The organism is Kocuria marina (assembly GCA_014652975.1).
Classification (GTDB): Bacteria; Actinomycetota; Actinomycetes; order Actinomycetales; family Micrococcaceae; genus Kocuria; species Kocuria marina.
In genome coordinates, this window is the sequence record BMZV01000002.1 from 14,478 (window position 1) to 37,130 (window position 22,653).

General features: G+C 69.6%; 21 protein-coding genes and 1 tRNA gene. 15 read left to right on the plus strand and 7 right to left on the minus strand.

From position 1 onward, the window contains the following. Positions 1 to 138: 138 nt before the first annotated feature. On the plus strand, positions 139 to 1,119 hold the full coding sequence (locus tag IE157_RS05225; RefSeq protein WP_193519364.1) for a D-alanyl-D-alanine carboxypeptidase family protein: 981 nt from the start codon (positions 139 to 141) through the stop codon (positions 1,117 to 1,119). 58 nt (positions 1,120 to 1,177) lie between these two features. Here IE157_RS05225 and IE157_RS05230 read toward each other — a convergent pair whose 3' ends face one another. The 4 genes from IE157_RS05230 to IE157_RS05245 all read right to left on the minus strand — a co-directional run bounded on the left by IE157_RS05230 (position 1,178) and on the right by IE157_RS05245 (position 5,584). After that, on the minus strand, positions 1,178 to 2,317 hold the full coding sequence (locus IE157_RS05230; RefSeq protein WP_144996955.1) for a bifunctional 2-methylcitrate synthase/citrate synthase: 1,140 nt from the start codon (positions 2,315 to 2,317) through the stop codon (positions 1,178 to 1,180). Positions 2,318 to 2,400: 83 nt separating this feature from the next. After that, the gene (gene prpB, locus IE157_RS05235; protein WP_064845376.1) at positions 2,401 to 3,312 is read right to left on the minus strand and encodes a methylisocitrate lyase; all 912 of its coding nucleotides are present in this window, start codon (positions 3,310 to 3,312) and stop codon (positions 2,401 to 2,403) included. Positions 3,313 to 3,314: 2 nt separating this feature from the next. After that, a complete protein-coding gene (locus tag IE157_RS05240; protein ID WP_193519365.1) occupies positions 3,315 to 4,847 on the minus strand; it encodes an MmgE/PrpD family protein in 1,533 nt (510 codons plus the stop codon). Between the two features lie 77 nt (positions 4,848 to 4,924). Further along, positions 4,925 to 5,584 carry a GntR family transcriptional regulator gene (locus IE157_RS05245; RefSeq protein WP_167318624.1) on the minus strand — a complete coding sequence of 220 codons (660 nt, stop codon included), beginning with the start codon at positions 5,582 to 5,584 and terminating at the stop codon, positions 4,925 to 4,927. A gap of 179 nt (positions 5,585 to 5,763) precedes the next feature. Here IE157_RS05245 and IE157_RS05250 point away from each other — a divergent pair, with 179 nt between their 5' ends. The 3 genes from IE157_RS05250 to IE157_RS05260 all read left to right on the plus strand — a co-directional run bounded on the left by IE157_RS05250 (position 5,764) and on the right by IE157_RS05260 (position 8,580). Next, positions 5,764 to 7,686, plus strand: a complete 1,923-nt coding sequence (locus IE157_RS05250) for a propionyl-CoA synthetase (RefSeq protein WP_193519366.1) — start codon at positions 5,764 to 5,766, stop codon at positions 7,684 to 7,686. 189 nt (positions 7,687 to 7,875) lie between these two features. Next, complete coding sequence (locus IE157_RS05255; RefSeq protein ID WP_179861289.1) at positions 7,876 to 8,013, plus strand: hypothetical protein; 138 nt, start codon at positions 7,876 to 7,878, stop codon at positions 8,011 to 8,013. Positions 8,014 to 8,052: 39 nt separating this feature from the next. Continuing rightward, positions 8,053 to 8,580 (plus strand): hypothetical protein, encoded by a 528-nt coding sequence (locus IE157_RS05260; protein WP_193519367.1) that lies wholly within the window; start codon positions 8,053 to 8,055, stop codon positions 8,578 to 8,580. Positions 8,581 to 8,598: 18 nt separating this feature from the next. On the opposite strand, the gene IE157_RS05265 is transcribed toward IE157_RS05260, so the two are convergent. Together IE157_RS05265 and IE157_RS05270 are read right to left on the minus strand one after the other, a co-directional pair. Next, complete coding sequence (locus IE157_RS05265) at positions 8,599 to 9,297, minus strand: response regulator (protein ID WP_193519368.1); 699 nt, start codon at positions 9,295 to 9,297, stop codon at positions 8,599 to 8,601. Then, positions 9,294 to 11,012: a sensor histidine kinase gene (locus IE157_RS05270; RefSeq protein WP_193519369.1), complete on the minus strand. Its 1,719-nt coding sequence runs from the start codon at positions 11,010 to 11,012 to the stop codon at positions 9,294 to 9,296. Before IE157_RS05270 ends, IE157_RS05265 begins: the two co-directional genes overlap by 4 nt. A 172-nt stretch (positions 11,013 to 11,184) precedes the next feature. Here IE157_RS05270 and IE157_RS05275 point away from each other — a divergent pair, with 172 nt between their 5' ends. From IE157_RS05275 to IE157_RS05315, 9 genes are all read left to right on the plus strand, one after another. Further along, positions 11,185 to 12,615 carry a cation:dicarboxylate symporter family transporter gene (locus IE157_RS05275; RefSeq protein WP_193519370.1) on the plus strand — a complete coding sequence of 477 codons (1,431 nt, stop codon included), beginning with the start codon at positions 11,185 to 11,187 and terminating at the stop codon, positions 12,613 to 12,615. Positions 12,616 to 12,791: 176 nt separating this feature from the next. Continuing rightward, on the plus strand, positions 12,792 to 13,679 hold the full coding sequence (locus tag IE157_RS05280) for a ParA family protein (RefSeq protein ID WP_064847382.1): 888 nt from the start codon (positions 12,792 to 12,794) through the stop codon (positions 13,677 to 13,679). Positions 13,680 to 13,785: 106 nt separating this feature from the next. After that, positions 13,786 to 14,610 carry a segregation and condensation protein A gene (locus tag IE157_RS05285; protein WP_404820611.1) on the plus strand — a complete coding sequence of 275 codons (825 nt, stop codon included), beginning with the start codon at positions 13,786 to 13,788 and terminating at the stop codon, positions 14,608 to 14,610. A 48-nt stretch (positions 14,611 to 14,658) separates the two neighbouring features. Beyond that, positions 14,659 to 15,372, plus strand: a complete 714-nt coding sequence (scpB, locus tag IE157_RS05290) for an SMC-Scp complex subunit ScpB (protein WP_369795636.1) — start codon at positions 14,659 to 14,661, stop codon at positions 15,370 to 15,372. A gap of 7 nt (positions 15,373 to 15,379) precedes the next feature. Next, positions 15,380 to 16,462 (plus strand): pseudouridine synthase, encoded by a 1,083-nt coding sequence (locus IE157_RS05295; protein ID WP_144996930.1) that lies wholly within the window; start codon positions 15,380 to 15,382, stop codon positions 16,460 to 16,462. After that, a complete protein-coding gene (locus IE157_RS05300; RefSeq protein ID WP_098055211.1) occupies positions 16,459 to 17,568 on the plus strand; it encodes a prephenate dehydrogenase in 1,110 nt (369 codons plus the stop codon). The genes IE157_RS05295 and IE157_RS05300 overlap by 4 nt, the downstream gene beginning before the upstream one ends. Further along, positions 17,568 to 18,308 (plus strand): (d)CMP kinase, encoded by a 741-nt coding sequence (cmk, locus tag IE157_RS05305; protein WP_193519372.1) that lies wholly within the window; start codon positions 17,568 to 17,570, stop codon positions 18,306 to 18,308. The genes IE157_RS05300 and cmk overlap by 1 nt, the downstream gene beginning before the upstream one ends. 2 nt (positions 18,309 to 18,310) lie before the next feature. Next, positions 18,311 to 19,855: a ribosome biogenesis GTPase Der gene (gene der, locus IE157_RS05310; protein ID WP_098055213.1), complete on the plus strand. Its 1,545-nt coding sequence runs from the start codon at positions 18,311 to 18,313 to the stop codon at positions 19,853 to 19,855. A 135-nt stretch (positions 19,856 to 19,990) separates the two neighbouring features. Continuing rightward, a tRNA-Pro gene (locus IE157_RS05315) sits at positions 19,991 to 20,064 on the plus strand. A 197-nt stretch (positions 20,065 to 20,261) separates the two neighbouring features. On the opposite strand, the gene IE157_RS05320 is transcribed toward IE157_RS05315, so the two are convergent. Beyond that, a complete protein-coding gene (locus IE157_RS05320) occupies positions 20,262 to 21,023 on the minus strand; it encodes a tyrosine-type recombinase/integrase (protein ID WP_318281344.1) in 762 nt (253 codons plus the stop codon). A 16-nt stretch (positions 21,024 to 21,039) separates the two neighbouring features. On the opposite strand from IE157_RS05320, the gene IE157_RS13165 reads away from it, so the two are divergent. Next, entirely contained in the window at positions 21,040 to 21,597 is a 558-nt protein-coding gene (locus tag IE157_RS13165; RefSeq protein WP_449768864.1) for an AAA family ATPase, read from the plus strand. Between the two features lie 50 nt (positions 21,598 to 21,647). Next, entirely contained in the window at positions 21,648 to 22,625 is a 978-nt protein-coding gene (locus tag IE157_RS13170; protein WP_449768865.1) for a hypothetical protein, read from the plus strand. Positions 22,626 to 22,653: the final 28 nt, after the last annotated feature.

A 22,653-nucleotide genomic window follows, 5' to 3' on the forward strand; every position in this document is an offset into this window, starting at 1 on the left:
CGACGTCGCCCGCCGCACCGCCCGGAGCCCGGGACCTCCCGCGCGTGGGCGCCGGGCCCGCGAGGGGCGGGGAGCGGCGTCGTCGGCTGTTCGCCCATAGGCCGACCGCGCGTCACGCGCAGCATCTATCGTGGCCTCATGCGAACCGTCATGCGTCGTCCGGCCCTGCTCACCGCCCTGTTAGCCGCGCTGCTGCTCGTGGGCGGCGTGGTACCGGCCCACGCCGGGGCGGGGATCGACAACGAGTACCGCGCCCTGCCGAATCCCGGCGCATGGTTGGGCAAGCCCACGTCCGCCGAACGCTGTGGCCTGCGGGACCGCGGCTGCTATCGGCAGTACCAGAAGGGCACGATCCACTGGACGTCCACGACCGGTGCGCGTGCCCAGCGCGGCGGGATCCTGGCGAAGTGGCGCGCGGAGGGCTCCGAGCACGGGGCCCTGGGGTACCCCGTGACGCGTGAGACCTGCACGGGTGGCACGTGCGAGGTCCGCTACCAGCGCGGCCGCATCACCTGGACCGCCCAGGGAGGAGCGCGGGTGTACCGGGACATCGACGATGCCCGCAGCGTGTCCGTGGTCGTGAACAAGAAACGCCCGCTGTCCCCGCGCACCTACGCCCCGGCTCCGTTACGTTCGGTGGGTGGGGGAGTCCTGCTTCGGGACGACGCCGCAGCAGCCTACCAGCGCATGAGCCGTGCCGCGGCCGCACAGGGGGTCACGCTGGTCCCGGTGAGCGGGTACCGCGACTACGGCGCCCAAGCGCGCCTCTACCGCGAGTACACGGCCCTGTACGGACAGGCCACCGCCGACACCATTTCCGCGCGGGCCGGTCACTCCGAACATCAGACCGGCCTCGCGATCGACGTGGGCGCCCCCGGGGCCACCTGCGGTCTGCTCCCGTGCTTCGGCAACACCCCACAGGGGAAGTGGATCGCCGCGAACGGGCACACCTACGGGTTCGTGGTGCGCTACCCCAACGGGCACACCGCAACCACCGGGTACGCCTACGAACCGTGGCACCTGCGCTACGTGGGCACCGCCACGGCCACGAGTTTGAAGAACAGCGGGTCCGCGACGGTGGAGTCCTACATGGGTCTGCCGCGGGCCCCGAAGTACTGACGACGGCCCGCCACCTCTCACGTGTGAAGGGGCGGCGGGCCGTCGTGGTGTCCCAAGCTCAGGACAGGTGACGCTCGTCCGGGCCGCTGTAGTCCGAGAGCGGGCGGATCAGCGAGTTGTTTGCGCGCTGCTCCATGATGTGCGCGGTCCAGCCCACGATCCGCGCGGCCACGAAGATGGGCGTGAACGCGGGGATATCGAACCCCATGAGCCAGTACGTGGGGCCCGCGGGGTAGTCCAGGTTGGGCTTGATGGACTTGGCCTCGTCCATGGACTTGGCCAGACCGTTGTAGAGCCCGAGGACCTCGGGCCGGTCGTAGTGCTCGAGCATGCGGAACAGGGCGTCCTGCATGGTGGGCACGCGCGAGTCACCGTGCTTGTACACGCGGTGGCCGAAGCCCATGACCTTCTTCTTCTCCGCGAGCGCCTGGTCCATCCACTCCTTGGCGCGCTTCTCCGCTTCCTCGGCGGATTCGTCCTTGCGGATCCCGAGCTCCTCGAACGTGTGCATCACGGCCTCGTTGGCACCGCCGTGCAGGGGGCCCTTGAGGGCGCCGATGGCCCCGGTCACTGCCGAGTGCAGGTCCGCGAGCGTGGAGGTGATCACGCGCGCCGTGAAGGTGGAGGCGTTGAACGAGTGTTCCGCGTACAGGATGATCGACACCCGGAACGCGTCCACGACCTCCGGGGCGGGTTCCTCGCCGAAGGCCATCCACAGGAAGTTCTGGGAGTAATCGAGGTCCTCGCGGGGATCCACGAGGTCCTGGCCGTGACGGCGGCGCTGGTCGTAGCACACCACGGCGGGCATGACGGCGAACAGTTCCTGGGCCTTGCGCAGCTCCGCCTCGGGGGAGTTGTCCTCTGCGTGCGGGTGCTGCGCGCCGATCACCGAGGCGGCGGTGCGGCACACGTCCATGGGGTGGCACGTGGTGGGCAGCTCGTCGATGACGCGCTTGAGCTCGGGCGTCAGCGCGCGGTGGGAACGCTCCAGCTTTTGGAACGCGGTGAGCTCGTCCTCGGACGGCAGCTCGCCGTTCCACAACAGCAGCGCCACCTGTTCCGCGGAACAGTTCTGCGCGAGTTCCTGCACCGGGTAGCCCCGGTAGAGCAGCGAGTTGGTCTCTGCATTGACCTTGGACACGGCGGTGGTGTCAGCCACCACCCCGGCGAGTCCTTTGTGGATCTCGGTATCGGCCACGGTGATCTCCTTCGACGATCGGGCTCGTGCACGGACTGAGTGTTCCCACCACACCACACTTGGCGTGGTGGGAACAGAGGGGTTCAGGCGTCCGGGGTCTCGGGGACCTCGAAATTGAACACCCCGGAATCGAACTGGTTGTACCCGTTGTAGTCCACGAGTTCGTACAGCCGCTTACGGGTGAGCATGTTCTCTACCTGCGCCTGCTGGGTGCCGTCCTCCCGGATGGTGGTGAGCAGGCGTTCCATGGCGCCGAGGGCCTGGCGCTGCAGGGACACGGGGTAGATGATCATGGACACCCCTGCACCGTGCAGTTGCTGCGTGGTGAACAGCTGGGACTTGCCGAATTCGGTCATGTTGGCCAGGATCGGCACGTCCAGGGCCTCAGCCATGCGCTCGAACTCCGAGAGGTCCGCCATGGCCTCGGGGAAGATCACGTCCGCGCCGGCGTCGGCGAGGGCCTTGGCTCGGTCGATCGCGGCATCCAGTCCGTCCACACCGCGCAGGTCCGTGCGGGCCATGACCACGAAGTTCGGGTCCCGGCGGGCTTCCACGGCGGCCTTGATCCGCTTGGTGGCCGTGGCGGTGTCCACCACGTTCTTCCCGTCCAGGTGGCCGCAGCGCTTGGGATTGAACTGGTCCTCGATGTGGCAACCGGCCAGGCCGGCGTCCTCGAGTTCCTGGACGGTGCGGGCAACGTTCATGGGCTCACCGAATCCGGTGTCCGCGTCCACGAGGCACGGCAGGTCCGTGCTGCGCGCGATCTGACCGGCGCGCGTGGCCACCTCGGTCAGGGTCGTGAGACCGATGTCCGGCAGGCCCAGTTCGTTGGCGAGCACGCCGCCGGAGATGTAGACGCCCTCGAAGCCCTGCTCTTGGATGAGCTTGGTGGACAGGGGCGTGAACGCTCCGGGGAAACGGGCGATCTCCGGGGCCGCGAGCAGTTCGCGGAACCGTTCGCGCTTCTCGGCGGGGGTCACGGTGGTGTACAGCATGATCAGAAGATTCCCTTCGCTGAGGTCTCCAGCTCCACGGCGGCCGTGATGTTCAGCTGCCCGAGCTCCCCGGCACCCAGTTCGGGGACGCGCTGGACCGCGTCCAGGAACCGCTCGATCTCCTCCGGGGCCACGATGCCCTCGGCCAGGGTACGGAACTTGGTGATGTACTGCTCCCGCGCGAACGGGCGGGCACCGAGCGGGTGGGCGTCCGCCACGGCGATCTGGTCCGTGATCACGGTGCCGTCCGTGAGGGTGATCTCCACGGAACCGCCGAACGCCTTCTCGGAGATGTCCAGGGAGTGGTACCGGCGGGTCCACTCCGGGTCCTCCTGCGTGGTGACCTTGTGCCACAGCTCCACGGTGTCCTGGCGGGCCGCACGCTCGGGGGAGTAGGAGTCCACGTGGTGCCACGCGCCGTCCTGCAGGGCCACGGTGAAGATGTACGGGATCGAGTGGTCAAGGGTCTCACGCGACGCCGTGGGATCGTACTTCTGGGGGTCGTTGGCCCCGGAACCGATCACGTAGTGGGTGTGGTGGGAGGACTTGATGAGCACCGAGGCCACGTTGGCGGGGTCGGTGACCTCCGGGTGCTCGCGGTGCAGCTTGCGCGCCAGGTCGATCCACGCCTGGGCCTGGTACTCCGCCGAGTGCTCCTTGGTGTACGTGTCCAGGATTGCGCGCTTGGGCTCACCCGGGGCCGGCAGGGGCACCGTGTAGCGGGCCTCCGGGCCCGAGAGCAGCCACGCGATCACGCCGTCCTCGCCCTCGTAGATGGGGGTCGGGGAGGTCTGCCCGCGCATTGCGCGGTCCACGGCCTCGACCGCCATCTTCCCGGCGAAGGCGGGCGCGTGGGCCTTCCACGTGGAGATCTCGCCCTTGCGGGACTGCCGGGTCTGGGTGGTCGTGTGCAGTGCCTGACCGATCGCCTGGAAGATGGTCTCGGTGTCCAGGCCGAGCAGCGTGCCGATGCCCGCGGCGGCGGACGGACCGATGTGCGCAATGTGGTCGATCTTGTGCTCGTGCAGGCACATGCCCTTGACCAGGTCCACCTGGATCTCGTACCCGGTGGCGATCGCGCGCACGAGGTCCTCGCCCGAGCTGCCCACGTGCTGCGCGACGGCCAGGATGGGCGGGATGTTGTCCCCGGGGTGGGAGTACTCCGCGGCCAGGAACGTGTCGTGGTAGTCCAGCTCGCGCACGGCCACGCCGTTGGCCCACGCGGCCCACTCGGGGGAGACCGCGGCGTCGTCGTCCGGGGCGCCGTAGAGCAGCGCGCCGGTGCCCGAGAAGCCGCCGCCGTCGACGACCCGGTGGCACAGGGCCTGCGAGCGCGCGGAGACGATGGGCCCGCGGTTGAGGGAGGCCACGGCCACGGAGGCGTTGTCGATGATCCGGTTGATGACCATGTCCACGACCTCGGGCTCCACGGCCACCGGGTCGGTCGCGACGCTCGCGAGCTTGTGGGCGAGCTGCTCCTCGCGGGGCAGTTCCTCCTTGGACGAGTATGTGCGCACGGTGTGTTCGACGGTCACGGGCGTTCCTTTCGCTGCGAGGTGTCTCTGGGATGTCTCCGCGGGCTTGCGGATGGTTCGTGGGGCGTACGCCCCGGTCAGGAGGCCTCCGGGCGGGCCCGCGCGAGCGCGGGGGAGCCGAGGGCCTTGCTCAGGGCGTTCTTCAGGTGCACGCGCGTGGTCGCGACGGCCAGGGGTGCGTCCCCGTGCGCGATCGCGCGGGCGATCGCCTCGTGTTCGGCGGCCGCGGCGGCCAGCCGCTGCGGATCGGAGGTGGCGAGCCGGCGCACGCGGGCGAGGTGCAGACGCACGTTCTCGAGGGCCTGTTGCAGGTAGGGGTTGCCCGCGGCGGCGTCGATCTGTTCGTCCATGCGGTCCACGAGATCGTAGTACGCAGGGTGGTCGGGGTCGTCCGAGAGCCGCTCCGCCGCGTGGGACAGTTCGTCCGCGAGCGCTCGGAACGTCTCTGGGTCGCCGCGCTGGGCAGCGAGTTCGGCGGCCCGGCAGTCGAGCGTGTCGCGCAATTCGTAGAGGGCGCGCACGTCGTCCGCAGACAGGGCGCTGACGACGACGCCGCGGCCGTTGTGCGGCTCGGTGAGCCCGTCCGCGGTGAGCCGGGACAGCGCTTCGCGCACGGGGGTGCGGGAGATGCCGAGCCGTTCGGAGAGGTCCACTTCGCCCAGGACCTGCCCGGGGACCAGGCGCCACGACACGATGTCCGCGCGCAGTTCGCGGTAGGCACGCTCACCCGCTCGCATGGCTCCTCCTGAAGATCGAAAGTTCTTCCAGTGTATACACGAGCCCGTCATGCGCCAAGAGTTTTCCGGGACTGAAGAGGAAGTTACGCATCGTGTGTATACAAAGCTCTTGTTTTGTGTGATCAGGGACACTATCCTGGTGGCACCGATCCTCACCACGACCACCCGCGGAGGAAGCCATGTCCGAGGCCACGTACGCATCCGTCTACCGTTCCAGCGTGGAGGACCCCGAGCGGTTCTGGCTCGACGCCGCCGACGCCGTGGACTGGGTGAGCCCACCCACCCGCGCACTCGACGACTCCGCCGCACCCCTCTACCGGTGGTTCCCGGACGGGGAGCTCAATACGTGCGTCAACGCCGTGGACCGTCACGTGGCCGCGGGGCACGGGGAGCGCACGGCATTGATCTACGACTCCGCCGTGCTGGACACCCAGGAACACATCACGTACGCGCAGCTGCAGGAGCGCGTGGCCCGCTTCGCCGGTGCGCTCGTCGCCCAGGGTGTGACCAAGGGGGACCGGGTACTGCTCTACATGCCCATGATCGCGGAGTCCCTGATCGCGATGCTCGCGTGCGCGCGACTGGGTGCGGTGCACTCCGTCGTGTTCGGGGGTTTCGCCCCCAAGGAACTGGCGAGCCGGATCGACGACTCCGCCCCGGTGGTCGTCGTCACCGCGTCCGGTGGCGTGGAGCCCAAGCGCCGGATCGAGTACCTGCCCGCGATCGAGGAGGCCCTGCAGTTGAGCGACCACGCGCCGTCGGCGGTGCTCGTGCACGAACGGGACGGTTTCGTCACGACCGTGGCCCAGGCGCGCGAGCGGGCCGGCGACGGCGGGCCCGCGTGGCTGTCGTGGACCGAGGCGCAGGACGGCGTGACGCCCGCGGAGCCCGTGACGGTCAAGGCCACCGACCCGCTCTACATCCTCTACACCTCCGGCACCACGGGCACCCCCAAGGGCGTGGTGCGGGACAACGGCGGGCACGCGGTGGCCCTGAGCTGGTCCATGCGCAACATCTACGACATCGGCGCCGGGGACGTGATGTGGACCGCCTCGGACGTGGGATGGGTCGTGGGCCACTCCTACATCGTCTACGGGCCCCTGTTGGCCGGCGCGACCACCGTGGTCTACGAGGGCAAGCCCGTGGGCACCCCGGACGCCGGGGCCTTCTGGAAGCGCGTGGCCGAGCACGGCGTCAAGGTGCTGTTCACCGCCCCCACGGCGCTGCGCGCGATCCGCAAGGCCGATCCGCAGGGGGACCTGGTGCGCGACTACGACATCTCCTCGCTGCAGACGCTGTTCGTGGCCGGTGAGCGACTGGACCCGGAGACCCACCGCTGGGCCTCGGACGTGCTCAGGGTGCCCGTGGTGGACCACTGGTGGCAGACCGAGACCGGGTGGGCCATCTGCGCCAACCCCTTCGGGATCGAGAAGCTGCCAATAGTGTCGGGCTCGCCCACGGTCCCCGTGCCCGGGTTCAACGTGGAGATCCTCGATCCCGTGGGTGAGCCGTTGGGTCCGGGGGAAGAGGGCAACATCGCGGTGCGGCTGCCCCTGCCGCCGGGCACCCTGGTGACCCTGTGGCGCAACGACGAGCGGTTCGTGTCCTCCTACCTCTCGGCGTTCCCGGGCTACTACGCCACGGGGGACTCGGGCTACATCGATGAGAACGGGTACGTGTTCGTGATGGGCCGCACCGACGACGTCATCAACGTCTCCGGGCACCGGTTGTCCACGGGGCACATGGAGCAGGTCGTGGCGACCCACCCGGACGTGGCCGAGTGCGCGGTGATCGGTGTGAACGATCCCCTCAAGGGTCAGCGCCCCAGCGGGTATGTGGTGCTCAAGACCGGATCGGACATCGAACCCCAGAAGCTGCGCGAAGACCTTGTGGGCATGGTGCGTTCGCAGATAGGGCCCGTGGCGGACTTCAAGGACGTGGCCGTGGTGGACGCCCTGCCCAAGACCCGCTCGGGGAAGATCCTGCGCAAGACCATGCGTCAGATGGCGGACGGGGAGAAGTACACGGTGCCCTCGACCATCGAGGACGATTCCGTACTTGAGGCGCTGCACGCCGTGCTGGCACCGCGCGAGCAGGGGTAGCGGCTCGCGCGGACCGACAGGATCCGCGCGGGCACTCCGCAGTCGCGTAGACACTCTGACTCCGCACAAACACTCCCCGCCCGCGCGGTCAAGGACCGCTCGCGGGGTGTTGCCACCCGCCGTCCGGTGACTCGGCAGGTGCGGTGGACGGGGGCCCAGGCCCTCGCCCTGAGTATGAGCAGACGGCTCGTGGCTCTGGAAGTCCTGCGCGGCCTGGCGCTCCTGGGCACCCTGTTGACCAACATCTGGCTCTTCTCGAGCTCGTCCGTAAGCAGTCTCGCGGCCCTGGTGGTCGCGGCGGTGCTGGCCACGAGTCCCCAGGCCTAGAAGATCTGGCTCTGGATCGGCCTGGCGCTGCACGCCGTGATGATCACGGTGCTCACCCTGCTGCCGGGCCAGTCCTCGAGCCGTTCGTCCATCGGCGCCGGCGATCCTGGGCGCCGTCGGCAACGGCGGCGGTGGGCTGCGCAACACCGAGTCGTACGGGGGATGGTCGCGGAAGGCCTGGAGACCTTCGTGGCCGTGCGCTTCGAGATCCCCATCATGTTCACGATGGGTCTGGGCCTGTTCCTCGTGGGCGCCTTGGGGTTCCTGGTGGGCCTGCCCCTGGACATCGCGTGCCGCACCCTGTGGGCGGAAACCACGAGCTCCCTGTCCCGTTACGGGACCTCGTCCATGGTGGCCTTCGGCGTGCTCGGGCTGGTGGCCGCGTTCTACGCGCGCCGTACCCGCACCGGGGCCCCTGAAGATGCTGAGGCACCGCGCGCACCGCGGGCTCGTGGCCAGGGTCCACGTCCCGCTCTCACGACGGCGCCGCGAGCGCCGTCGTGCCCGCGCGGAAAGCAGCGCCGTGACCTCCGAGTAGTCCCCCCCCACGACCGATCGACCACGTGACGGGTGGCGCCGCTGGGTTCAGCGGCGCCACCCGTATTCCAGTTCGGGGCGCCCGGGGGTGCCGTGTCGCGCCCGCCGCTCCACGGATCCCGCCGCGCACAGGTGCTCGAGGTAACGCCGCGCGGTCACGCGGGCCAGCCCCAGTTCACGGGCGAGCTCACCCGCGGAGTGGTAGTCGGGGGCCTCCCGCAGGAAGCCGGCGACCGCTTCGAGGGTGTCGGGAGCGAGACCCTTGGGCGGCGCGGGAGCGGGGCGAGCAACCAGGGCGGCGAAGATCCGGTCGAGCTCCGCTTGCTCGATCGCGGCGTCGTCCGGCGTGGCCGCCGCGAGCACCCGGTGGTACGCGGCGTAGGCCTCGAGCTTGCGCCGCAGCTCGTCGAACGTGAACGGTTTCACGAGGTAGCCCACCACCCCCACCGCGGTGGCGTCCCGCACCGTGGCCACGTCCCGGTGTGCGGTGACGATCAGCAGGTCCACGGCCGCGCGCTGTGCTCGCAGGGCCCGGGCCACCTCGAGCCCGGAGATGTCCGGGAGCGTGAGGTCCAGCAGTACGAGGTCCACCGGGGCCGACGACGCCGCCCGCTCCCGCACCGCGCGCACGGCCGCCGTGCCGTTGCGCGCGACCCCTGCCACCTCGAATCCCGCGCAGCGGGCCACGTACTCGGCGTGCGCGGACGCCGTCAGGGCTTCGTCGTCCACCACGAGCACGCGGATCATCGGTTCTCCTTCCGATCGAGGGCGGGGTGCTGCGCGGGGATGTCCACCGAGAACACGGCGCCCGCCTCGTGGGACACCGTGAGTTCTGTACCCCAGCCCTCCACCGCCCGGCGCACGACGTCCAGGCCCACCCCGCGGGGTGCGTCCGTGGCGGGCTTGGTGGTGACCCCGGGGTCGAAGAGCCGCTCCCGCACGTCCGGTCGGATGCCGGGCCCGTTGTCGGCGACCGTGAGGTGCAAGAACCGCCCGTCTCGGGACGGGACGAGTTCCACCTCCACGGTGGGCGGTTCGTCGCCCGGACGTTCGTCCCGTTCGACATCGCTGACCGCATCCACGGCATTGTCGACGAGGTTGCCGAGGACGCTCACGAGCTCGGAGGGGTCCACGGCGAGCGGTGGCACCCGCTCGTGGGTCACGACCACCAGTTCCACGCCGCGTTCGTGGGCCGTGGCGGTCTTACCCGCGAGCAATGCCGCGACGTACGGGTCCTCGATCTCTCGGGCGGTCTCACCCAATCGCACTGACCCCTCGAGGGTCGAGGCCGCGAATTCCCGGGCCTGGGGGTAGCGCTCGAGTTCGAGCAGCGAGACCACGGTGTGCATCCGGTTGGCGTGCTCGTGGGTCTGGGCGCGCAGCCCGGCGGCCATCGTGCGCACGGTGTCCAGCTCGCCGGACATCCTGCTCAGCTCCGTCTGGTCCTGGACCATCAGCACACGCAGCCCGGAGTCCTCCGAGACCCGGGTGCACGAGGCCACCAGGGTGCGTCCTGCCACGGTGCAGCGTTCGTCCGCGAACGTGCCCGCCCGGGCGAGCAGCTCGGCCACGGCCGGGGGCACGGGCTCGGCGGCCGGGCGGCGTCGTCGTCGGGCGATCCCGCGTGAACCCGAGAGACCGCGACCGCGTCGTGGGCTCCCGGGGCCGGAGCGGGCGTTGTCGTACGGCTCGAAGCGGGCGTCCTCCGGCGAGGAGCCGCGCTGCTCGCCGGGGGTGACGCCGAGCAGCTCACCGGCGCGCGTGTTGCTCAGCACCGGGCGGTCGGCGGGGTCCAGCAGCACGAGCCCCTCCCGTGCGCGGGACAGCACCGCGCGGTTGAGCGCGAGACCGCGCACGAGGGATTCGGGGGAGCGCCCGTCCGTGATGCGGTTGAGGTAGCGCGCCACCAGAACGCAGACCACCGAGGCCGCCGCGAGCAGCGCACCCACGATCAGGGCGAGTCCTGGCAGCTCGTGGCGGCTCTCCGCGGCGATCCGGTTCACGAGCACCCCCGAGGACACGAGTCCGATGATGGTCCCGTCCCGGTCCCGCACGGGCGCGATCGTGCGCACGGAGGGACCCAGCCGACCCACCTCGGTCGCGGCGTGCACCTCGCCGCGCAGCGCCTGCGAACGGTCGCCCAGGTACTGCTGACCCACGAGGCCCTCGTCGTGGTGGGTGATCCGGGTGCCGTCCGGGGTCATGATCGTGATGAAGTCCACCGCGGTGTCCCGTTCGAGGGTGCTCGTCAGCTCCTGCAGCCTCGGGTGGGGGTCGGAGGAGAGCAGTACGTCCCGCACGAACGGATCGTCCACGAGTGTTCCCGTGGCCACCCGCGTGACCGCCTGGGCCTGCTCCGTGACCCGGGTGTGGGTCTGCCACACCATCACACCGGCCACCACGAGCGAGATGACCACCACGAGCCCCAACTGCAGAGCGAGGAAACGGCGGGCGAGGGACATGGCGGCTCCGAGCGAATGGTGCGGGTCGTACGGGCGGGCAGCGGGAGGTTCGCGGCGGGCACTGTGATCCCGGTCATGAACGATATGACCACAACGCGACGCGGGCGCGGATGGTGCGTGAGGCTGATCACCATTCCACCACCGAACCACCTCCGATCCGTCAGGAGACACCATGTCAGACACGCGCGTCCGGGGCAGCGTCCCCGGGGGAGCCCGCGCCGCGGGCGCCGGTCCGCGGAAGAAGGACCGCACCCACTACCTCTACATCTTCGTGATCGCCGGCGTGGTGCTCGGCGCGCTGATCGGGTTGTTGTTCCCGGACGTCGGTGTGGCGCTGAAGCCGCTCGGCACGGGGTTCATCGCCCTGATTAAGATGATGATCGCGCCAGTGATCTTCTGCACGATCGTGCTCGGGGTGGGGTCCATCGCCCACGCCGCCACGGTGGGCAAGGTGGGTGGGCTCGCGCTGACCTACTTCATCGTGATGTCCACCTTCGCGCTCGCGATCGGTCTGGTGGTCGGCAACATCGTCCAGCCCGGATCCGGACTGGACCTGGCCAACGCGCACTACGACTCCTCGGGGCTGGCCTCCGGGGGAGACCACTCGGCCGAGGGCGGTGCCGTGGGCTTCGTGCTGGGCATCGTCCCCACCACGCTGTTCTCCGCCCTGACCTCCGGGAACATCCTGCAGACCCTGCTGGTCGCGCTGCTCGTGGGCTTCGCACTGCAGGCCATGGGGGAGTCCGGCAAGCCCGTGCTCAAGGCCGTGACCTACATCCAGGCGCTCGTGTTCCGGCTGCTCATGATGGTCATGTGGCTCGCACCCATCGGTGCGCTCGGGGCGATCGCCGCGGTGGTCGGTGCCACCGGCATGAAAGCCATCGTGTCCATGATTGGGCTCATGCTCGCGTTCTACGTCACGTGCATCCTGTTCATCGTGGTGGTCCTGGGGTTGATCCTCAAGCTCGTCTCCGGGGTCAACATCTTCTCGCTCATGAGGTACCTGGCCCGCGAGTACCTGCTGATCTTCTCCACGTCCTCCTCCGAGGCGGCCCTGCCGCGGTTGATCGCCAAGATGGAGCACCTGGGTGTGTCCAAGCCGGTCGTGGGTGTGGTGGTGCCCACGGGTTACTCGTTCAACCTGGACGGCACCGCGATCTACCTGACCATGGGCGCGCTGTTCGTCGCGGACGCCATGGGCAAGCCGCTGGCGCTGGGGGAGCAGATCACGCTGCTGCTGTTCATGATCATCGCGTCCAAGGGTGCGGCCGGTGTCTCCGGCGCGGGCATCGCCACACTGGCCGCCGGCCTGCAGTCCCACCGCCCGGACCTCGTGGACGGCGTGGGATTGATCGTGGGGATCGACCGCTTCATGTCCGAGGCCCGCGCCCTGACCAACTTCTCCGGTAACGCGGTGGCCACCCTGGTGCTGGGCACGTGGGTCAAGCAGGTGGACAAGGACCGGGTGCGCCGGGTGCTCTCGGGTGCCGAGCCCTTCGACGAGGAATCCCTCACGGTGGACCCGCACGGCTCCCCGACCGCCCCGGAGCAGGCCCTCGAGGGACATCCGGAATCCCGGCCCGTGACCCCGCGGGAGCACTGACTCCCCAGGTCACGCCGCCGAGCCCCCGTACCGGGCCCCACCGTCACCGCGGTGGGGCCCGGTGCATGTCCACGTTCGTGCGGGGGAGCGCAGCTGGTACCGGTCGGGTGCACCCCCGGGCGGTAGGGTAGGGCGTTGAGACTTGAACGGACGCCCAGGAAGGAAGGCTGTCGCCCGTGAGCAACGCCAGTGATGAGACGCCCCAGCAGAACCCGGCGTCGGACGCCGTAGGCCCCACCGGCCGCCCCGTGCGGACCTTCCCGGACCCGCCCGAGCTCACGGAACACGGCCCCGCCCGCATCATCGCGATGGTCAACCAGAAGGGCGGGGTGGGTAAGACCACGTCCACGATCAACCTGGGGGCCGCGCTCGCCGAGCTGGGGCGCAAGGTGCTGCTCGTGGACTTCGACCCGCAGGGCGCGCTGTCCGCGGGCTTCGGGTCCAACCCCCACGAGCTGGACCTGACCATCTACAACGTCATGATGGACCGTTCCGTGGACGTGTGGGATGTGGTGCAGCAGACCCATGTGGAAAACGTGGACCTGTTACCCGCCAACATCGACCTCTCCGCCGCGGAGGTCCAGCTCGTGACCGAGGTGGCCCGCGAGCAGGTGCTCGCGTCCGCGCTGCGCAAGGTCGAGGACTACTACGACGTCATCCTGATCGACTGCCAGCCGTCCCTGGGGCTGCTCACGGTCAACGCGCTCACGGCCTCCCACGGCGTGATCATCCCGCTGATCTGCGAGTTCTTCGCGCTGCGCGCGGTCGCACTGCTCGTGGATTCGATCTCTAAGGTCCAGGAGCGGATCAACCCCAAGCTGCAGATCGACGGCGTGCTGGCCACCATGTTCGACTCCCGCACCCTGCACTCGCGCGAGGTCATCGCGCGCATCGTGGACGCGTTCGGGGACAAGGTCTTCGACACCGTCATCAAGCGCACCGTGAAGTTCCCGGACGCCACCGTGGCCGCGGAGCCGATCCTCAACTTCGCGAGCAACCACCCCGGTGCCGAGTCCTACCGTCAGCTCGCGCGCGAGCTGATCTCGCGCGGCGGGGCGCCGTGATCCCCACGCACTCGTGAGCACCGTCGAGCGCGAGGCAAATGCGGCGTCGGGTGGGTCCTCCGGCGAGCCGTCGGACGCGCCGTCCGGGGCGGCCGCGGGTTTCACCGTGGCGCTCGAGAACTTCCAGGGTCCGTTCGACGTCCTGCTGTCCCTGATCGCCAAGCACGAGATGGACATCACCCAGGTGTCCCTGTCCGCGGTCACGGACGAGTTCATCCAGTACGTGCGAGAGTTGCAGGAGATCGCCTCGCCCAAGGCGCTCGACGAGGCGAGCGAGTTCCTCGTGGTCGCGGCCACCCTGTTGGATCTCAAGGCGGCGCGCTTGTTGCCGCGCGGCGAGGTCGAGGACGAGTACGACGTCGAACTGCTCGAAGCGCGCGACCTGCTGTTCGCACGCCTGCTGCAGTACAAGGCGTTCAAGGAGGTCGCGGGGCAGCTCAACGCGCGCTTCGCCGCGGAGTCCGTGCGGATCCCGCGCCACGTGGACCTGGACCCCGCGGTCGTCACGGCCCTGCCGCCGCTCATGTGGACGCTCACACCCGATCAGCTCGCGCACCTGGCCGTCGTGACGCTGGACCCCGAGCGGCACGTCCCTGAAGAGGTCGACGTCGCTCACCTCCACGGCGCGCGGGTGCGGGTCGCGGACGAGGCCGAGACGATCGCCGAGGCGCTGCGGGACGGCGAGGAACACACGTTCCGGTCGCTGATCGCGGACGCGACGTCCACGCTCGTGATCGTCGTGAGGTTCCTGGCCCTGCTCGAGATGTACCGAGACCGGGTGGTGCGCATGCGCCAGGACGAAGTGCTCGGACCCCTGCTCGTGCGCTGGGACGGCTCCGACGACTGGACCGCCGAGTCCCTGAGCAGCGAGTACACGGGCGCGGAGGCGGATCCGGCGGCGAGCGCCGGGGAGCAAAACCTGGGAGAATGATTCCCGCACAGGATCGGTGTGAACCGTACCGAAGGAGATGATGAGCGCGTGGCGGAACCCAGCCCCGCACGACCCCCCAATGTCGACATCGTCGACACCCACGACTCGGAACAGCCCACAGGGCTCGACGACGCGCAGTTGTATTCGGCCCTGGAGGCCGTGCTCATGGTGGCCGCGGCCCCCGTGCAGCTCGAGGAGTTCGCGCGCGTCACGGGCGAGCCCGTGCACCGGGTACGCAGCGCCTTGGAACACCTCAAGGCCGACTACGACGGCGTGATCGGAAACACCCCGGCGCACTCACCACGGGACGGCGCCGCCGGATATGATGGACGGTCGGCCTCCCGTGACGACACGGTGCCCGCCGCCCGCGTGCGTGGTTTCGAACTGCGCGAAGTGGCCGGCGGGTGGCGAATCTACTCCCGCAGCGAGCATGCGCAGCTCGTCACGGACTTCGTGGTGGAGGGCAGCAGCTCGCGGTTGTCGCAGGCCGCCCTGGAGACCCTGGCCGTGGTGGCCTACCTGCAACCGGTCTCCCGTTCCCGCGTCTCGGCGATCCGCGGCGTGAACGTGGACGGCGTGGTACGCACCCTGGTGCAGCGCGGGCTGCTTACGGCCCACGAGCGCGAGGAAGCCACGGGCTCCGTCCTGTACTCCACCACCCCGCTCTTCCTGGAAAAACTCGGTCTCGGCTCGCTGGACGAGCTCCCGGACATCGCACCCCTGCTGCCGGGAACCGACCAACTTGACGACATAGAGGACTGATCGACGCATGGCACAATCACGCAACAACCCATCCCGCGGCGGGGGAGCCCGCGGCCCCCAGGGTCGCGGCAAGGGCTCCAAATCCGGGCCCAAGGCCGGCTTCCGCTCGGGTCCCGGTAAGGCCTCCGGATCCCGCTCGGGCGACGCAGCCGGGCGCGGCTACTCCAAGGGCCCGGGTGCCGGGCGCGGCAAGGCGGCGGGCAAGCCCAAGGCCGCGGCGTCCCGCAAGGGACCCCAGAAGCCTCGCGCGTTCGCGGGCGTGGACAAGTACGAGCGCCGCGCGGCGGCGATCAAGGAGCACGGCCCGCACCGGCGTCGTCGTCCCAAGAACCCGCCCGTGGACCGGCTGGAGGTGCACGACGAGAACGGCGTGCGGCTGCAGAAACTCATGGCCCAGGCGGGCGTGGCGAGCCGGCGCGTGTGCGAGGAGATGATCCAGGACGGGCGCGTGTCCGTGGACGGTGAGATCGTCACCGAGCTGGGCGTGCGCGTGGATCCTGTGCTGCAGGCCGTGCACGTGGACGGGATGCGCATCCAGACCGACGAGAAGCTCGTCTACTACGCGTTCAACAAGCCCGCCGGTGTGGTCTCCACCATGGAGGACCCGGACGGCCGGCGCTGCGTGAGCGACTTCCTGGACCCGCGCAAGCACGAACGCGTGTTCCACGTGGGCCGCTTGGACGTGGAGACCGAGGGTCTGCTGCTGCTCACCAACGACGGCGAGCTCACCAACCGCCTGACCCACCCCTCCTACGAGGTCCCCAAGACGTACCTGGTCCAGGTGCACGGGCCCGTGGAGAAGGGCGTGGGCAATCAGATGAAGCAGGGCATCCGGCTCGAGGACGGCGATGCGAAGGTGGACGACTTCCGCCTCGTGGACTCCACCCCCGGGCACGTGCTCATCGAGGTGGTGCTGCACTCCGGGCGCAACCGGATCGTGCGCCGCATGTTCGACGCCGTGAACCACCCCGTGGAGAAGCTCGCGCGCACCCACGTGGGCCCCATTGCGATCGGAGACCAGCGCCAGGGCACCGTGCGCAAGCTCTCGCACACCGAGGTGGGCAACCTCCTCGCGTCCGTGGGGATGTGATCGTGGTTCCCGTGACAGCATCCACGACCGGACCGGTGCTGGTCATCGGTTCCGGTCTGCTCGGGGCGAGCATCGGCCTGGGCCTGCGGCACCTGGGTGTGAGCGTGTACTTGCGGGACTCCTCGCCCACCACGGAGGCCGTGGCCCAGGACATCGGCGCGGGGCGCAGCGTGCGCGCCGCGGGCGGGGACGTGCCCGAGCCCGTGCTCGTGGTGGTCGCGGCCCCTCCGGACGTCGTGGCCGAGCTCGTGGTGCAGGCACTGACCGATCACCCGGGTGCCACGGTGCTGGACATCGCCTCCGTCAAGGCCCCCATCCTGGCCGCCGTCACGGCGTCCGGTGCGGACCTCACCCGGTACGTGGGGACCCACCCCATGACCGGGCGGGAGAAGTCCGGGCCCGTGGCCGCGCGCGGGGAGTTGTTCACATCCATGCCGTGGGTGATCTGCCCCGGTCCTGAGACCGGTGCGGGCGCCATCACGGCGGCGAAGAACCTCGCGGTGGACCTCGGCGCCACGATCACGGTGTTGGACCCCACCGAACACGACGAGACCGTCGCGCTGATCTCCCACGTACCGCAGGTGATGTCCTCCCTGCTGGCCTCCCGCTTGCAGGACACCCCGCTGCACCACCTGTCCCTCGCGGGGCAGGGGTTGCGGGACACCACCCGGATCGCGGGCTCGGACCCCGGCCTGTGGGTGCAGATCCTCTCCGCGAACGCCCGGCCCGTGGTGCGCTCGCTGTACGAGGTGCGCGAGGACATCGAACGGCTCATCGCCACGCTGGAGGACCCGGCGGCGGACGGTGCGCGATTGGACATTGCCCAACTCATGGCCGAGGGCAATGCGGGCCAGGCGCGGATCCCCGGCAAGCACGGCGGGGCACCGCGGGCCTTCGCGACCTTCACCGTGGCCGTGGACGACACCCCCGGGACCATTGCCAAGTTGCTCACGGAGATCGGGGAGATCGGGGTCAATCTGGAGGACCTGCGCCTGGAACACTCACCCGGGCAACCGGTGGGCCTGGTCGTGGCCTCGGTGGATCCCAACCGCCGGGAAGGCCTCGTGGACGAGCTGCAGGAACGCGGCTGGAAGGTGGTGCAGTGATGAACGCATGGGACACGAACGCGCGACTCGTGGTCGCGATCGACGGGCCCTCGGGCTCCGGGAAGTCCTCGGTGTCCAAGGAGGTGGCCCGCCGCTTCGACCTGGCCTACCTGGACACGGGAGCCATGTACCGGGCGGTGACCTGGTGGTGCCTCGAATCCGGGGTGGATCTCACTGATCCGCAGGCCGTCACGGCCGCAACCGAGACCGTCCCCCTGGAGATGGGCACCGATCCCCACGAGGAGCGGATCACGGTGGCCGGGCAGAACGTGCGCACGGCGATCCGCGGTAACCGGGTCACGGACCACGTCTCTGCGGTCTCCACGACCATCCCCGCCCGCGAGGTCCTGGTGCGCATGCAGCAGGACATCATCCGGGACAGCGGGTACCGGATCGTGGCCGAGGGCCGGGACATCACCACGGTCGTGGCCCCGGGCGCCCAGGTGCGGATCCTGCTGACCGCCTCGGAGGCCGCGCGGATGGCGCGGCGGGGCAAACAGGTGGGCGCAGCGGCGTCGTCGGACCTGGAGGCCCGTGTGGTGGGCAGGGACGCCAAGGACTCCACCGTGGTGAACTTCACTACGGCGCAGGACGGTGTGCACCTGCTCGACTCCTCCGAACTGACCATGGAACAAACGGTGCAGGGCGTGATCGACCTGATCATCCGCGCCACCACACACGACGGGGCGCTCGCCGCGCCTCACGACACGGGCGCCAACGCCCCCGAGGAAGCGAGGTAACCATGAGCGCATCGGACGAGCCCACGGTGGACTCCTACGAACAGTCCGTCCTGGGCGGGGGCAACGAGGACATCTCCCAGCGCCTGGCCGCGATCGACGACGCCGAGGCCGAGGCCCGTGCGCAGGCCCTGCGCGAAGGGCTGGCCGACTACGAGCTGGACGACGAGGACGCCGCGCTGCTCGCGGACTGGGTCGACGGAGACGACGAGCGGGACGCCCGCCGCCCCGACCCCGTGGTGGCCGTGGTCGGCCGGCCCAACGTGGGCAAGTCCACACTGGTCAACCGCGTGATCGGGCGCCGCGAGGCCGTGGTCGAGGACACCCCGGGCGTCACGCGCGACCGCGTGTCCTACAAGGCGGAGTGGAACGGGAAGAACTTCACCCTGGTGGACACCGGCGGGTGGGAGCAGGACGCCAAGGGCATCCACAAGCGCGTGGCCGATCAGGCGGAGTTGGCCGTGGAGAACGCGGACGCCGTGCTGCTCGTGCTGGACGTGACCGTGGGGGTCACCGCGACCGACGAGGCCGTGGTGTCCATGCTGCGGCGCGTGACCAAGCCGATCATCGTGGTGGCCAACAAGGCGGATTCCCCGCAGCTCGAGATCGAGGCCACCGCGCTGTGGTCCCTGGGCATGGGGGAGCCGTTCCCGGTCTCCGCGCTGCATGGCAAGGGCTCTGGCGACGCGCTGGATGCCCTCGTGGCGGCGCTGCCCGAGTACTCGGAGGTGGCCGAGGCCGAGCTCGAGGGTGGACCGCGCCGCGTGGCCCTGATCGGGCGGCCCAACGTGGGCAAGTCCTCCCTGCTGAACAAGCTCGCCGGTTCCGAGCGCGTGGTCGTGGACGAGACTGCCGGCACTACGCGTGACCCCGTGGACGAAATCGTGATGCTTGGCGGGGAACCGTGGCGTTTCATCGACACCGCCGGCATCCGCCGCCGCGTGCACCTGCAGCAGGGGGCGGACTTCTACGCGTCGCTGCGCACCCAGACCGCTCTAGAACGCGCCGAGGTGGCCGTGGTGCTGCTCGCCGTGGACGAGGTGCTCTCCGAACAGGACGTGCGCATCCTGCAAATGGCCGTGGACTCGGGCCGCGCGCTGGTGCTCGCGTTCAACAAGTGGGACACCCTGGACGACGAGCGCCGGTTCTACCTGGAACGCGAGATCGAACGGGATCTGGCCCACGTGTCCTGGGCTCCCCGGGTGAACCTCTCGGCCAAGACCGGGTGGCACAAGGACAAGCTGGTCCCGGCGCTGCATACCTCCCTGGACTCCTGGGACCGCCGCATCCCCACCGGGCGGCTCAATGCGTTCCTGGGCGAGATCGTGGCGGCCCACCCGCACCCCGTGCGCGGCGGCAAGCAGCCCCGGATCCTCTTCGGGACGCAGGTGGCCTCCCGGCCGCCCAAGTTCGTGCTGTTCACCACCGGGTTCCTGGACCCCGGTTACCGCCGGTTCATCCAGCGTCGGATCCGTGAGACCTTCGGTTTCGAGGGCACCCCGCTGGAGGTCACCATGCGGGTGCGGGAGAAGCGCCAGCGCAAGCGCTGAGTGGTTGCCCCTACTGGCTCGGTTTCCAGTCGGCGCGGGCGGCTCGCGAGTCGCCCGCGCCGATGTGAAATTCGGGCAGGGTTGGGGTAATGTAACTCGGGTGTTCGGGGCCGGAAACGGTGCCGAACACGGTCGCGGGATGTGGCGCAGCTTGGTAGCGCACTTGACTGGGGGTCAAGGGGTCGCAGGTTCAAATCCTGTCATCCCGACGTAAAAGCCCAGGTGAGAGTAGGTATCTCGCCTGGGCTTCGTCCTGTCCGAGGGCGGTTTTCGGTGGTCCCCCTGGGGTGGCGTCGGGCGGTCGCCTGTGGACAGTCGGACCGCCTCGACCCGCTTCCCTGGGGATAAGGGGACCAAAAGAGGACCAGAACGCTCGCGCGGCCACCCATGCTGTCGCGGGCGCACATCACAGGCCCCTGGCTGAGGGGCCGCTGCGCCGGGCCTGTTTGCGTTGCCCGGCGGCGGAGAGGAAGGCGTTGGCCTGCTCGGCTGCCGAGGCGAGGTGGCGGTCGTCGGGGTGGAGGTAGCCGCGGGTGGTCTCCATCGAGGCGTGACCGAGGATGTCTTGTAGGACGTGCAACGGGATGCCGGCGTCGGCCATCCAGGTCGCTCCGGTGTGGCGTAAGCCGTGGCGGGTGAGGTCGGGCAGTCCGAGCCCTGCGACGATGCTGTCCCAGTTGGTGGCGTCGCGGACGGTTGCGGTGGTGAGGTATCCGCCCTTCGGGCCGACGAGGAGTTGGTCTTCGGGTTGCTTGCTCTCGGTGAGGCGGTCCAGGACGGGGCGGAGCGGTTCGAGGATCGGCACCCGGCGCTCTTTGCGGCTCTTGGTCGGCTTGGTCACCAGGCCGCCTTTGCCGGGGAAGACCTGCCTGCGGATCACGACGAGGTTCTTGCCGAAGTCCACGTCCCCGACCTGTAACCCGGACACCTCCGAGGACCGTGCGGCCAGCAGCGCGGCGAGCATCACGAAGTCGCTGTAGGACTGGTGCACCTTCCCACACGTCTTGGCGAGCCGGTTGAGGGTCTTCATATCCGGGATCGCGTGCGCCCGTGGGGAGGCTTGCTCGGCGGACTGGTCGCGGAAGGCGTTGCGGTTCAGGCTCGGCTTGGCGCGGTTCTTGGCGGGGTTGATCTGGATCAGCCCGTCCCGGACCGCTTCATCGAGCACACGGACCAGCGGTGCGATGGTGTTCTTGATGGTCGACGCCGGCGGATCGTTCGGTCTCCTGGTCCACTCCCGCGATGACGCCCCGGAGCTTCACGACCTGCACCGCTTCACCCACGCCTGGGAGAAGACGACCTCGCTGCAGCTCCGTCACGGCCGATCCGAAGCGATCGACACGCTCATCGAGCACGACCGGATCACCGGCGGCGAAGCCGAGACCATGATCGACGCCGCGTACACCGCCTGGCAGCGCGACCTCGCTGCCGGCCGCGCGCCGGTCCTCGTGGCCGAAACGCACGAGACGGTCACGACCCTCAACGGGCGAGCGCGAGCCGATCGGATCATCGGCGGGCAGGTGAACTCGGCCCTGAGGCCGCCCTGCATAACGGCACCGCGGCCTCTGAAGGTGATCTGGTCATCACCCGCCACAACGACCGCCGCCTCCGCAACGGCAGAACATGGGTCCGCAATGGCTCCCGCTGGACCGTTACTGCCGTACGCGAGGACGGATCGGTCAGCATCCGCCCGGCCGCCCGCAGGTTCGGCGGCGGGATCGTCCTACCTGCCGACTATGTAGCCGAGCACCTGTACCTCGGCTACGCGATCACCGCGCACCGGGCGCAGGGCGTGACCATGCAGACCTCGCACGTCGTTGTCGCTCCGACGACTACGCGGGAGAACTTCTACGTCTCCATGACGCGTGGCGCGGAAGGCAACTTCGGGTATGTAGCCGTCGACCGTGAGGATCACGAGCACAGCGAGCCGCACCCTGATGACAACCCGAACGTCACCGCCCGCAGCGTCCTGTATGGCGTGCTCCAGCACGTCGGCGCGGAGCTGTCGGCGCACGAGACGATCACCGCCGAGCAAGAATATTGGGGCTCCATCGCCCAACTTGCGGCCGAATACGACACCATCGCCCAAGCCGCACAGCACGACCGCTGGGCAGCTCTGCTTGCGGCGTCCGGTCTCACGCCGGATCAGGTCGGCGACGTGCTGGACTCCGACGCCTACGGCGCGCTGTCGGCCGAACTTCGGCACGCCGAGGCCAATCACCACGACCTCGATGCTCTGCTCCCGCGGCTCGTCGGTGCCCGCCGTCTTGACGATGCCGACGACATCGCCTCCGTCCTCCACGCCCGCGTCGCGCGCGCCACCGTCCGGCCCGCCGGATCAGGCCGCACTCGCAAGTCCCCGCGGTTGATCGTCGGTCTGATCCCGCACGCCAGCGGGCAGATAGCAGACGACATGCGGCAAGCCCTGGACGAGCGCCGCGAGCTGATCGAAGCTCGTGCCGACGCCGTGCTCCGTGGCTCCCTCACCGATGAGGCACCGTGGACGGCCGACCTCGGCAGGAAGCCGAGGAGCGAGAAGCAGAAGGCGGCATGGTGGCGCGCAGCCCGCACGATCGCCGCCTACCGCGACCGCTACGGCATCACCGACGACCGCACGCCATTCGGCCCGGACCCCGAGAGCACCAGCCAGAAGATCGATGCCATCCGCGCCCGCGCCGCCCTCAACCGCGCCCACGCCATCACCAACGACGAGCAGTCGGCGCAGCAGGTACGACAGACCGCGGCGGCTCGGCCCGCTCGGAGCCTATGACGAGCGGAGTTGCACGGACCGAGCCACA